The 12,571-nt window shown below is 58.0% G+C and carries 9 protein-coding genes; 6 read left to right on the plus strand and 3 right to left on the minus strand.

The window, feature by feature from the left end:
- Positions 1 to 11 precede the first annotated feature (11 nt).
- Positions 12 to 3,287: an adenylate/guanylate cyclase domain-containing protein gene (locus tag I9182_RS18705; RefSeq protein WP_209599239.1), complete on the minus strand. Its 3,276-nt coding sequence runs from the start codon at positions 3,285 to 3,287 to the stop codon at positions 12 to 14.
- Positions 3,288 to 3,383: 96 nt separating this feature from the next.
- Positions 3,384 to 4,289 (minus strand): LysR family transcriptional regulator, encoded by a 906-nt coding sequence (locus I9182_RS18710; protein WP_209507261.1) that lies wholly within the window; start codon positions 4,287 to 4,289, stop codon positions 3,384 to 3,386.
- 103 nt (positions 4,290 to 4,392) lie between these two features.
- Here I9182_RS18710 and I9182_RS18715 point away from each other — a divergent pair, with 103 nt between their 5' ends.
- From I9182_RS18715 to I9182_RS18735, 5 genes are read left to right on the plus strand one after another with little or no spacing between them, the layout of a single operon-like run.
- Positions 4,393 to 5,835 (plus strand): aldehyde dehydrogenase family protein, encoded by a 1,443-nt coding sequence (locus I9182_RS18715; RefSeq protein ID WP_209599240.1) that lies wholly within the window; start codon positions 4,393 to 4,395, stop codon positions 5,833 to 5,835.
- Positions 5,835 to 6,809: a membrane dipeptidase gene (locus I9182_RS18720; RefSeq protein WP_209599241.1), complete on the plus strand. Its 975-nt coding sequence runs from the start codon at positions 5,835 to 5,837 to the stop codon at positions 6,807 to 6,809. The genes I9182_RS18715 and I9182_RS18720 overlap by 1 nt, the downstream gene beginning before the upstream one ends.
- A gap of 4 nt (positions 6,810 to 6,813) precedes the next feature.
- Positions 6,814 to 8,502, plus strand: a complete 1,689-nt coding sequence (locus I9182_RS18725) for a hypothetical protein (protein ID WP_209599242.1) — start codon at positions 6,814 to 6,816, stop codon at positions 8,500 to 8,502.
- Positions 8,499 to 9,128 (plus strand): DUF3726 domain-containing protein, encoded by a 630-nt coding sequence (locus tag I9182_RS18730; protein WP_209599243.1) that lies wholly within the window; start codon positions 8,499 to 8,501, stop codon positions 9,126 to 9,128. The genes I9182_RS18725 and I9182_RS18730 overlap by 4 nt, the downstream gene beginning before the upstream one ends.
- Before the next feature lie 11 nt (positions 9,129 to 9,139).
- A complete protein-coding gene (locus tag I9182_RS18735) occupies positions 9,140 to 10,159 on the plus strand; it encodes an Ldh family oxidoreductase (RefSeq protein WP_209599244.1) in 1,020 nt (339 codons plus the stop codon).
- Positions 10,160 to 10,200: 41 nt separating this feature from the next.
- Here I9182_RS18735 and I9182_RS18740 read toward each other — a convergent pair whose 3' ends face one another.
- Positions 10,201 to 11,508: an aminotransferase class I/II-fold pyridoxal phosphate-dependent enzyme gene (locus I9182_RS18740; RefSeq protein ID WP_209599245.1), complete on the minus strand. Its 1,308-nt coding sequence runs from the start codon at positions 11,506 to 11,508 to the stop codon at positions 10,201 to 10,203.
- A 96-nt stretch (positions 11,509 to 11,604) separates the two neighbouring features.
- Between I9182_RS18740 and I9182_RS18745 the strand changes: the two genes are divergently transcribed.
- Entirely contained in the window at positions 11,605 to 12,483 is an 879-nt protein-coding gene (locus I9182_RS18745) for a LysR family transcriptional regulator (protein ID WP_209599246.1), read from the plus strand.
- The last annotated feature ends 88 nt before the right edge of the window (positions 12,484 to 12,571 follow it).

Raw genomic sequence — 12,571 nt, forward strand, 5'->3', positions numbered from 1 at the left:
TGCGGTGTCGCCTAATCAGCCAGAAACCCCACTGAACCCACAAGGGATTGCGTGACGCCCATCGTTGCAAATTGCGTTTTCAGGTCAGCATATTCCGCGTGCTGTTTGGGCAGAGTGTTCTGCTGTCCGCTTTCAGCCAGCAGTCGTGTTTGGCGAATGGACAGATCGACCATCGGCAAAGGCTCGGTGGTGGTGAAGGCTGCAAGCCCATCTGCATATTCAATTGCTGCGTCCCAATCGCCGCGCGCCAGCATGACGGCGCTGGCATCCGAGTAAAAGTGCAGGTGACTGTGCCCCACACATCCCTCGGCAATGATTTCAGACCCCAGGTTCAACAAGCGCGTTTGCTCATCAGGGTTGGTCTCGGCCATTGCCAGAGCCGACAGAGCCTTGGGCCCTACAAAGTTCCGCCCATGTTCAAGCGCGATTTCAACCGCGCGACGCCCAGTCGTACGCGCGCGGTCTGACTGTCCGGTATAAACCTGTGTTCGCGCTAGGTGTTCAAGGGCCTGCGCCTCAAGACGTTTTGCCCCGACGCGTTCCGCAATTTCGGCTGAAACAATGAACGCGTCCAGCGCCTGATCAAGGTTGCCCAAAAAGGTCTCGGCCACGCCCAGGCAGGTCTGTGCAACGCATTCCGGAACAAAGGCAAAGTACTTTTGCGAGATTTCAATAGCCTCAATGGCGTCCGCCTTGCCCTGTGCGACGTCCCCGGTGTAACTGCGCGCGACGCTGAGATTGTGCAGATTGGCAGCCAGATCGCGGACCAGCCCTTTTTCGCGCGCCCGCTCAACAGCCTGCGTATAAAAGCCTGTCGCTGTCTTCATGGTGGCTTTCATGAAGTTTGCATCACCAAATCCGCTTAGCGCCCCTACCTCAAGGCGGGCAGAGCCAAGTTTGCGGGCAAGCGTTAGGGCGCGTTCATTGGCGCTCAGCGCTTCCTTGTCCCGGCCCAGAGGGAAATAAACATTACCGCGCACGTAGCTGATCTGAGCCACATCCCGCTCTGACCCGCAACGCTCGGCGGCGGATTCAGCCATATCGAGTGCCTCCAGGGCATCCTGATACAGGCTGGCTTGCCGTGCGGCCTGCGCCAGCCCGATATGCGCGCGGCTGATTTGCTCATCGGTTTCGGCAACCCGGGCAGCTTCCCGAAATTCACGCAGTGCGTCGCCGGACAGACCCTGAAGCCTGTGCGTCTCAGCACGAGCGCACAGCAGGTCGAACCGGACACCTGCAGGGGACGGCAGTTCCAGGGCGCGTTCGATCAATGGGCTGGCATCGTCGAATCTGAAGGCCTGGATCAGTTTGTCCGCCGCCTCCAGATACGCCTGCGCGGCGTTATTCGCCCCGGCCCGGTCCAGATGCTGTGCGCACAGGGTCGCATCGCGATCCTCGAACCACTTGGCGGCCTGCCTGTGCAGGCGCGCGCGCTCGGATTTGACCAACGTCGCATAGGATCCATCCCGGATCAGCGCGTGGGCGAACATGAGGTCAGGCCCTGCCTCTCGGACCAGCGCGGATCGGATCAGGCTGGTCGTATCCAGATGCCCTTCACCCAGAATGAAGTTCAGAACTTCTGGCGAGAACCGCTGCCCCAATACCGATGCTGCCTGAATGGCGGCGCGGCTGGTTCGATCAAGTGCATCCAGTCGGGACTGAACGATCCCCTGAATACTGCCGGGCACGCTTTGTTGGGTAAGTACATCCGTATTGCGCAACAACTGTTCAAGAAACAGCGGATTGCCCCCGGCGCGTTTGACACAGGTGTCCAGCAACTCGGGGTCGATGGCCGTGAATTCTTCGACCAACAGTCTGGCATGTTCTTCCCCCATCGGCGCCAGTTCCATCTTGGACACCAGCGCGCCATCGGTTGCCATTTGCCAGTCCCGGTCAATCGGATCGCCTTCGGCCCGGCTTGTCATCATCAACACGCAAGGGATATTCCGCGTTGCCGCCGCTATATGAGAGCAGGTCATCAGGATCTCGGGCGAGGCCCAGTGGATGTCCTCGATCTGGATCAGCAAGGGGGCTTCCTGGCTGCTGGCCGACAGCAACTCTTCAATGACCTGCCGCCGTCCGCGCAGGCGGGTTTTATTGTCCATCACCGCAAACACCTCAGCCAGACCCGAATCCTGCTCCAGCTCAAGCAGCGCATTGAGGTGCGCGGCGTTCGGGGGGCTGACCCAGCCCCTGGCGATTGCGTCCCTAGCCGCTGCGGCACCTGTTTCCGCGCCATCCGACGGGTCAAGACCCAAGATACTGCGGGCGACCATCTGAATGGCCGAATGCCCTTCGCGCGCGCCGAAATCCATCACGACACCGTTGTGGATCGTGTAGGACTGGCCGGATGCCAGCTCAGCAACTTGCTCGGACAAATGAGTTTTCCCGATCCCGGGCTCACCTAGGATCACATGGACTTCGCCCTTGCCGTGGCGCTTGCATCGGTCAAATGTGGCCGAGAACACCGACAATTCCCGCTCGCGCCCGATGAATTTGTGACGCCGTGTGCGAATGTTCCGGGCCAATCGATCCAGACGCCAAATTTCAACGGGATCATTCAGCCCTTTGATGGCCTTCACACCAATGGATTCGCCCACGAATAGCGGCCCCAACGCGCGCTGAATGTCGTGTGAAACCAGAGTCTCACCCCCCGCGGAAATATCCGTCAGGCGGGACGCCAGATTCACCCCGTCTCCTGTAACGGTGTATTCCGTATGCGACTGACTTCCGGTCGTACTGGCAATGACTTGACCCGAGGCAATACCGATGTGGCAGGAAAGCGGCGGTGACAAGGTCGGCAGAGCTGCATGTATCTCGGCAGCAGCACGCGCGGCCCTTTCGGTATCATTGGTGTGTGAAATCGGCGCTCCGAAGACGGCCATGACCGCATCGCCGATATGCTTGTCTATACGACCACCGTATTTTTCGACGACATTGTCCACTTTGCTAAAGAATTGATTCAGCAGCGCATGCAGATCTTCTGCATCCAGCTCGCTGGATAGTTTCGTGAATGCGGTCAGATCGGCAAACATCACAGTAACCTGTCGCCGCGCGGGCTCGAGCTGTGCAGCAGGTTCAGGTTCTGCTGAGGTTTGGCAGGCATCAATCTGTTCGATGGCGCGCAGCAGCCGCCGCCGATCACCGACGGCCGTCACCCCAATTTCGATCAAATCCTCGGCCGTCAAATCAGGCAGGATGGAGAAATCGATTTTGTTGTCTGCGAAGGCCTGCGCGTACTCATTTAATCCAATTGCGCTCAGCCAGCCCCTCAGGTCCTGAGACATGTTGCCCCTCTGAAGTCCCCCACTTCATTCAGGAACCTAGCATGTGCGCCGCTTCGAGTCTGCTAGAACCTATTTAATTTATGCTTTTGAGCAGGGTTAATCCAAAACTGGCTCCTGCACCAAGCCAGTGTTTCCAAAACCGCTCGACAGGATATACGAACAGCAGGCCTGGGTGATCTCGCGGAAGCGGGCTCTTTCCCGACGGTAAATATATACCTCTCGCTTGTCTGGCAAATCTGAAATCGGACGAAAGGCAACCGCATCCGGGATGAACTGTGCGACGGTCTGCGGCAGGACCGTGATCCACTGGCCTGCCCTGACAGTCGTGATCAGGGAATGCGTGTTGTGAATGGTAACCTCGGCCCTGTCCAGGATCTCTCGGAAAGGCGCGGACTCGATAAAGTCGCACAAGGCGTTTCGCACGAAGGGCGCCGCCATCAGGTCACAGATTTCAGGCGGTTTGGCCCGTGTCATAAGCGGATGATCAGAAGCTGCGACCAGTCCGAACCGATCCTGAAACAGCGGCTCGGCACTGACCCCGTTCAGGGGATGATGACCGGATGCAATGCCGATGTCCGCCTTATCCCCGGCAACGGCGTCCAGAACCTGTTGCGAATCCCCGTCTCGCAATTCGATCTTCAACCCGGGAAAGCGTGATGTCATATGTCCCAGCAAAGCGGGAAAGACCAAGGCCCCCACCGACGGCACGGATACGATGCGGATCAACCCTTGTTCCGCCTGCGCCGCCATTTCTATGTTCTGAACAGTCTGATCAAAATCGCGCACCTGTTTAAGCGCAAGGTCAAGAACTTGCTGACCCAGTGGCGACAGGTGGTTTTTTCGTTCACCTTCAAACAGTTTCTTACCCAGATGATCTTCAAACTGCTTCAGCATCATTGAGACGGCGGATTGTGTCCGACCCAGACGGCTGGCAGCTTCGGCAAGGTTTCCGGTTTGGGCCACGGTACAAAAACACCGCAGCATCTCGACTTTCATCGCCATACTTCAAACTTTCTGAAGTTTTCTAAAGTTATTTGAGTTTGACTGATGTTGACCGAAAGTTCCATCCTGACCCAAATCGAAATTTGCGAATTTGGGGCATGACGTGACCAAACTGAACCTGATTGCCGGCGAATGGCTGGCCGGCGAAAGCGAAATTGAAAACCGCAATCCTTCGGATTTAAGCGATCTGGTTGGCATGTTCACACAAGCCAGCGCCGACCAGCTTGAGGCGACTCTGGATCAGGCGCGCGTCGCGCAGGCCGAATGGGCCGCCTACGGGCTGGAGCGCAAACAGGCCGTCCTGAACGCCATCGGCAACGAGTTGATGGCCCGCGCCGAGGAACTCGGCACTCTGCTCAGCCGCGAAGAAGGCAAGCCGCTGGCCGAAGGCAAGGGCGAGGTTTACCGCGCCGGTCAGTTCTTCACGTATTACGCCGCCGAGTGTCTGCGCCAGATCGGTGAAAACGCCGATTCCGTGCGCCCCGATATCGAAGTGGATGTGCGCCGCGAAGCTGTTGGCGTAGTTGCGATCATCAGTCCGTGGAACTTCCCCACTGCAACCGCCTCGTGGAAGATTGCCCCGGCGCTGTGCTATGGCAACGCGGTGGTGTGGAAACCCGCCAACATCACACCCGCCTCGGCTGTGGCCCTGACTGAAATCATCGAACGTCAGGATATCCCGAAAGGTTTGTTCAGCCTTGTGATGGGCTCGGGCCGTTCGGTCGGGCAACGTCTGGTGGAAAGCCCCAAGGTCAATGCGATTTCCTTCACCGGGTCTGTACCCGTGGGCAAAGGCATCGCCGCCGCAGCAATCCAGAACCTGACCAAGGTGCAGATGGAAATGGGGTCCAAAAACGCGCTGGCCGTGATGGACGACGCCGATCTGGATCTGGCGGTGACACTGGCACTGGGCGGGGCCTTTGGCGGGACCGGTCAGAAATGCACCGCCTCGTCGCGGCTGGTGGTTCATGCGGGCATCCACGATGCCTTTGTCGAGAAACTGGTTGCCGGTGCGCAGGCAATGAAAGTGGGTCACGCGCTGGAAGCGGGCGTGCAGATGGGCCCCGTCGTCAGCCAGCAGCAGTTGAGTGAAAACCTCGCCTATGTCGACCTGGGCAAATCCGAAGGGGCGGAACTGGCCTGTGGCGGTCAGCGCCTGGAGATGCCTCATGACGGTTTCTACATGTCGCCGGGCGTGTTCCTGAACACCACCAACGACATGCGCATCAACCGTGAAGAAATGTTCGCGCCTCTGACATCCGTCATCAAGGTCGGCAGCTATGACGAGGCGCTGAGCGTTGTGAACGACACCAATTTCGGCCTGACCTCGGGCATCGTGACCAAATCGCTGGCCCGCGCCACCCATTTCCGCCGCAACGCGCGCACCGGCGTTGTGACGGTCAACCTGCCCACCGCTGGCACCGATTACCACGTACCATTCGGTGGCCGGGGCGACAGCTCGTATGGTCCACGCGAACAGGGTAAGGCAGCGGCTGAATTCTATACGACGGTCAAAACCGCCTATATCAGCGCAGGCCCGGTCTGATGCGGATCGACGGCCTGCAATATGCCAACTGGTCGGAAAAGATCTTCCGCCAATTGCGCGAAGGGGGCGTGGACGCGATCCATGTCACCATCTCCTATCATGAGAATTTCCGCGAAACGGTTCTGAATTTCGAGAAATGGAACCGTTGGTTCGAGCAATATCCTGATCTGATCATGAAGGGCCGGTGGGCCAACGACATCGATACCGCGCGCGAAACCGGGCGGACGGCCGTGTTCTTCGGGTTCCAGAACCCCTCGCCCATCGAAGACGATATCGGGCTGGTCGAAATCCTGCACGATCTGGGCGCGCGGTTCATGCAACTGACCTACAACAACCAATCCCTGCTGGCGACCGGTTGTTATGAGGCCGAAGACACCGGCATCACCCGAATGGGCAAGCAGGTGATCAAAGAGATGAACCGCGTGGGCCTTGTGGTGGATATGAGCCATTCGGCTGACCGGTCCACAATCGAGGCGGCTGAACTCTCAGACCGGCCCATCGCAATCACACATGCCAATCCGCACGAATGGTCCCCGGCCCTGCGCAACAAACGAGATGATGTTATCCGCGCCGTGACGGAAAACGGTGGGATGCTGGGTTTTTCGGTCTACCCTCATCACTTGAAGGACAAGTCAGATTGCACACTGGAAAGCTTTTGCGAGATGATCGCCCGCACTGCGGACAAATACGGGGCCGAACATCTGGGGATCGGCACTGACCTGTGCCAGGATCAGCCTGACAGCATCGTTGAATGGATGCGTGTGGGGCGGTGGACAAAAGAAATCGACTATGGCGAAGGCTCGGCCTCTGCCCCGGGGTTTCCACCAATGCCGGGCTGGTTTCAGGACAACCGAGACTTTGGAAACATCGAACAAGGGTTACGCGCGACCGGCCTGAACGATGACGAAGTGGCCGGGATCATGGGCAGGAACTGGTATCGGTTCTTTGCCGAGAACTTCGTCCCACAAAGGTAACCAAATGGAACCACACGCGCAGACAGAGATCGCCAGACGTGACCCCGCAACGGTAATGCGGTTGTCACGGCTGGGATCACTGCATCAATGTCGGCTCAGCTTTATGCGGCAACTGACACGCCGCATGGCCGATGAAAACTGGAGCTTTTCGCGCCCTGCATTTGAAATTGACGACAAAGGTGTCGGCCATGCGGTCTATACCGCGCAAGGCCCCGATCGCGCCTATTCGCTGGTCGCCTTTGCCCATGACCTGCCTGCCGATCAACGGTCAGACCGGGTTATCGCCGAAGCGTGGGACGCCACCTTTGCGCTGTTCGATGGCATCCCCACGCCAGAAGACATTGATCGCCTGTCGCAGAACGTGCCGCTGCAAGAGGCAGGGCGTGTCAGCGAAACCGAATTGTCACTGTCACGCGCCAACCGTTCCGTGCGACTCTGGACTCATGTGGTGGATCGTCTGGCTGCGGGCCAGCAACCGGACCTGGAACAGATTTATCAGGTTGGCTACCTGATGAGGACCACGGCCGTTTATGGGTCGGGCAAATTCGGCGCTGCGGATCGTGAGAAAACGGCGGACCGGGATGAGGTCAGTGGTCCCTTCCAGATCGAAATGCTGTCAGTCTATCTGACACGGGTTTTTGTACGCGATCTGGTGCAATATATGGCGCAGGTCAAAGGCGGGGATCAGACCTCCGCGCTTGATCCTGAAATCGCACGCTGGCTGGGCATCGGTAATTCCACAGGACTGGGAATGGCGCCGTTCATCGTGAACCATCCCGTTCTGTTCAACAACTGGATCATGGCGCGGGAAGAGGCCATCTCGCGCGTGCGGTCAGTTGAGACAGCAGCCGAAAAAGACGCGCGTGTCTTTCGCGACGTTTTTGCGCGCAGCAAACAGTCAATCGCGTGGTGGCACTCTGAACATCCGATACAGGTTGAAAAACTCGCTGCGCTAAAGGACGACCTGAATTCGATCGGCGCATTTCTGGCTACGGACGACCTGACACAAGACCATCCGTGGGATCGCATAATCCGATGGTCGGAAACTGCGCTTAGCGAAGAAGGCCAGGAGTTGCTGGCCTCTCTGATCCTTGAGCCTTACGGAGATGTCGTGGATGGGCTGTCCAGTTGCATGGCGGACACAAACGCGGCTGCACAGGTTATTGATGGAACAGTGCCGGTATCAGGGGTGCGTGCCTTGATCCGGAACAGTTTTGACTGGGCGCTGGATCTTGATTGGAATGATCCAGAAAACTGCACGCGGGCGTGGTATGTATCCGAAGAAAAGCTGGAGCCTCGACTGGGTGAACGGTTTGAAGAACCAATTGCAGACTATGAACAACCGCTCGCGCCCGCGCGTGATGCAGCGCTGGCTTTCAAGGCTCTGCAAGAGTGGCCGGATGATGCGCCGATAGCAGAGTTTCTTTTGCGCCACCCCGAGCATCGCCACACCGTACGCCGCGCCCAAATCAGCCGTGTCGCGCCATATGGTGAGATCCATGACAACACAATCGGCGCGAATGTGATGCCCATCGATATGTTGCGCGCAAAACTATCCTTCTTTGGCGCGACGCATTTCGACCCTCGTTCGGACCGCTGGGTCCGCATCTGCATGTATGCCGGCGCCCCCTACCCTGATGAGCTAAATACCGCGAACGCAGATTTGTGGGTTTATCCGGAGGTTGCGCAATGACCTTTTCATTGAACGAAGTCGAAGCAACCGCCAAACGCGCAACCCGCGGGGCCGGATATGCCTGGGGCGTAGCGGAAGAGGCTGCAAAGGCCACCTGTTGGCTAAGTGCCCAAGGGTTCGACGGTCCTGCAATTCTGGCACAACTGCTCAAACGTGAATTTGCACCCTGTCTGGAACGCCACATTCCTGTGCTTCAGAACGGAGTATGGGTTGGCGAACAAGACCTGTGCCCATTGATGACCGGAACAGCGATATCGGATTCACCGACCGTCCTGTCCCAAAGCACCATTTCGATTTCAAACCTCGCGGCACCGCTGCTGTTGCTGCCCTTTGTCGCTGCGGGGGCCAAAAAGCTGGGAACGACAGTAAAAGTATCCTTCGACGGGTATTCTGCGATAACCGATGGTGTTCATCTAAGCTGTGCAGATTGCAGTTTTGACCGCGCTGATCATGTTGAGATTACTGAGGGCGGCCACATTCAAAACGGTCGCCCCCTGCAAAGCCGTGCCGCCCCTAACGCCGGGGCTTGGCAGGTCTTGAACTCTATGGCGCACCGTACATATGCCCCTGCAACTGAAGAATCCCGACTGCTTGGCGCTGGTTCCGGCCTGTCGGACAATGACTGAAGGATCATCAGATGACCGAGACCCAAACCCTGTCGCTTGCCGAAATCGAAAAGCTGTCCTTCACCGCGTTGGTTGCCGCTGGCACAAATGAAGAAAACGCGCGCCCTCTGGCCGTGGCCACGGCGGCAACCGAAGCGGATGGGGTGGCCAGCCATGGCCTGGCTTACATCCCGATTTACTGTGAACATGTACAATGCGGTAAGGTCGACGGTCAGGCAGTACCGACGCTGGAAACCCCGCGCCCCGGCCTTGTCCGTGTAGACGCTGCGACCGGGTTCGCACATGCAGCCATTGACCTGGGCTTTGAAGCATTGATCCCGGCAGCACGCGAACAGGGCATCGCAGCCCTTGCGATCACCAACAGCTACAATTGCGGCGTGTTGGGTTATCACACGTATCGACTGGCGCAGGCGGGTCTGGTTGGTCTTGGATTCACCAATGCACCTGCATCCATTGCACCTTCGGGTGGATCGAAGCCCGTTGTCGGAACCAACCCGTTCTCTGTTGCGGTGCCGGGCCCAGACGGGCAACCCTCCTTGCTGATTGACCAGAGCGCCAGCACCATCGCCAAAAGCGAGGTGATGAAACACGCCAGAGAAGGCAAGGCCATCCCGGTTGGCTGGGCGCTGGACCCGCATGGAAACCCGACAACAGACCCGAATGTCGGTCTGAAAGGAAGCATGGCCCCATCCGGCGGATACAAAGGTGTGGGTATCGCTTTGCTGACTGAAATCATGGCAGCCGCCTTGACAGGGTCTACACTGGGGCTGCATGCCTCTCCGTTCTCGGGGACAGTTGGAGGTCCACCGAAAACCGGGCAGTTCTTCATCGCTATTGACCCTGCGGTTTCGTCAAATGGGCTGTTTTCAAACGCAATTTCTGACCTGGTCGCGTCGATCAGAAATCAGGACGGCGCGCACCTGCCCGGCGATGGGCGCCGTGCATGTCGCCTTGCGGCAGGTCAAAAAGGTGTCGCCGTCAACTCCGCTACATTGGCCAGGATTGACGCGATTATTCAGGAAAACAGTTGATAGGGGCCACCAGACCGGGCGGATGTGGCGGCCGCTTGCGCCTAGTTCACGAAATGCAGCGTGTCGAATTCACTGCGCCAGGCAGAGACTTCAGAAGCGACAGGCGCGCCGTCCAGTCCTCCCCTGATCAAATCGGCGAGGCGCCCGGCATCTCGAGAGGTCATACCCCAGCGAACCAACTCAGGAGTGCCGATCCGCAACCCATTCAAGTCCCCTTCAACCGGTTTGACAGGCAATCCGATGCCGCACACAAGGAACCCGCTTTCGCGAAGTTTCTTCGATGCAGCCTGCCCTCCGCCATAGGGCTCCGCCAGAACCGCGAACTGATGCGAATTGGTGAAGCCTTCCGCACCCGCATAGACGCGAACGCCCCGCGCATCCAACGCGGCGGCCAGTGCTTTCGACAGTGCAATCATCTCGTTCGCGTACGCCTGACCAAAATCTTTCCAATCCAGCATGGTAACCGCAAGCGCGGCCGTCTTGGCGGCATCGAAATTGGCCGTCATCCCGGGAAAAGCAATGGCATCCAATGCTTTGGCGATGTCGACTTCATTTGACACGATCAATCCACCCGCCGGACCACCAAGGCTTTTATAGGTGCTCATGGTCATGAAATGCGCGCCCTCATTCAACGGGTTCGACCACGCACGCCCCGCGATTATCCCACACTGATGCGCGGCGTCGAACATGACTTTCGCGCCAACTTCATCCGCAATGGCCCGCACCTCGGCAACAGGGTGTTCAAAAAGGTTCAGACTTCCACCGATCGTGATCAGCTTGGGGCGCTCAGCCCGCGCCAGATCGCGCAGCTGGTCCAGATCGACTGTGTAACCGTTAGTGTTAACCGGAGCCTCGATCGTGCGCAGGCCGAACAACCCCGCACAGCCCGCAGTATGATGGGTCACATGGCCGCCGATCGTTGCGGGCGGAGCAATGATTGTATCCCCCGGCTTACAGGTCGCCATGAAGCCATAAAGATTTGCAATTGCGCCCGACGGCACGCGAACCTCTGCAAATCGGGCATCAAAGACCTCTGCACAAAGCTCGGCCGCGATGACTTCGATTTCTTCGATTGCTTCCAGCCCCATTTCATATTTGTCACCGGGATAGCCCAGCGAAGGCCGCGACCCGATGCCCGACGACAAAAGCGCCTCGGCCTTGGGGTTCATGACATTAGTCGCGGGGTTGAGGTTGAAACACTCTTTCTCGTGAATGCGGCGGTTTTCCTCTGCCAGATGCGCGATCAGGTCCAATAAGTCGCCAGACGAGGCCGATGCTGTCTTTGTTGCGATATTCTGAACCAGCGTTTCGCTTGCGGCGGGCACCCAGTCTCTATGTGCAAGTGTCATCTGACATCCTCCTGTTTCTTCCACTGTGACTGCTGCTGCGTGACTTCGCAAAGCAGATTTGTTATTTCTTGGCGTAGAAAAACTAAGGCTATGGTGATGAGCGTTTCCCCAAAGCGCCCCAAAGGGCCCCCACTGAACGCAATGCGCGCTTTCGAGGCGGCGGCGCGCCACATCAGCTTTGTCGCAGCGGCAGAAGAGTTGAACGTCACACCGGGTGCAATCTCGCAACACGTCAAAACGCTGGAAGGCTGGGCCGGAGCACCCCTTTTCCGGCGTCAAACGCAGGGCGTCGAACTCACACCCGAGGGGCAATCGCTGGTCGCTGGATTTACCCGGGCTTTTGACCAATTGGCCGACGCGACCCGGGCGCTGCACAGCCTGAAACCCAATGCAGATTTTAATATCGCTGCCTTGCCTGCCATTGCTCAGCTTTGGCTCCCCAAAAGGCTGCGCCAGATCCGATCTCATTTTCCCGACATCAGTTTCTCCGTCACTGCAATGGAAGCGCCGCCAAGCCTTGGGCGCGAACTGTTCGACCTGTCGATCTTCTTCGCTCCACCGGACCAAACAGCCAATCAGGTGGTCGTTTGCCCGGACAAGATCGTGCCGGTTTGTGCCCCGGCGCTAATGGACCATATTTACCCCACAATCGGTTTTCGGGATTTGCCGTTGCTGCACGATCTGGTGTGGAGTGAAGATTGGACCAAATGGGCCCAGCACTCTGGCTATGACCTGCATAATGTCAAAGGCGGTGCTCAATTCTCCCTCTACAGTCTTGCTGTTGAGGAGGCGAAGGCCGGCGCGGGTATACTTATGGGACACCTTTGCCTGATCGAAGACGCCCTGGCCTCTGGCGAGCTGACAGTTGCACATACCAGGTCTTTCCGAACCGACCGATCTCTGGTGATCCAAATGCCACAACGCACTCGCAGAAGACCGGAAACGGACCAGATTGTCGCCTGGTTGTCCCGTTGAGCGGAACCAATGACCATCAGGTTATGAGGTATTTGGACCTGTCCCATTTTTGTGCCGCCCCAAGTGCTCGTTTAGGCCACTTTCCGTT

The sequence above is a fragment of the Ruegeria sp. HKCCSP351 genome, assembly GCF_017872535.1.
Taxonomy (GTDB): Bacteria; Pseudomonadota; Alphaproteobacteria; order Rhodobacterales; family Rhodobacteraceae; genus Ruegeria.

Bases quoted from the DNA above. Each gene is read 5' to 3' on its own strand.
- I9182_RS18705 (WP_209599239.1), bottom strand. From the start codon at position 3,287: ATGTCTCAGGACCTGAGGGGCTGGCTGAGCGCAATTGGATTAAATGAG.
- I9182_RS18710 (WP_209507261.1), bottom strand. From the start codon at position 4,289: ATGGCGATGAAAGTCGAGATGCTGCGGTGTTTTTGTACCGTGGCCCAA.
- I9182_RS18720 (WP_209599241.1), top strand. From the start codon at position 5,835: ATGCGGATCGACGGCCTGCAATATGCCAACTGGTCGGAAAAGATCTTC.
- I9182_RS18725 (WP_209599242.1), top strand. From the start codon at position 6,814: ATGGAACCACACGCGCAGACAGAGATCGCCAGACGTGACCCCGCAACG.
- I9182_RS18730 (WP_209599243.1), top strand. From the start codon at position 8,499: ATGACCTTTTCATTGAACGAAGTCGAAGCAACCGCCAAACGCGCAACC.
- I9182_RS18735 (WP_209599244.1), top strand. From the start codon at position 9,140: ATGACCGAGACCCAAACCCTGTCGCTTGCCGAAATCGAAAAGCTGTCC.
- I9182_RS18740 (WP_209599245.1), bottom strand. From the start codon at position 11,508: ATGACACTTGCACATAGAGACTGGGTGCCCGCCGCAAGCGAAACGCTG.
- I9182_RS18745 (WP_209599246.1), top strand. From the start codon at position 11,605: ATGAGCGTTTCCCCAAAGCGCCCCAAAGGGCCCCCACTGAACGCAATG.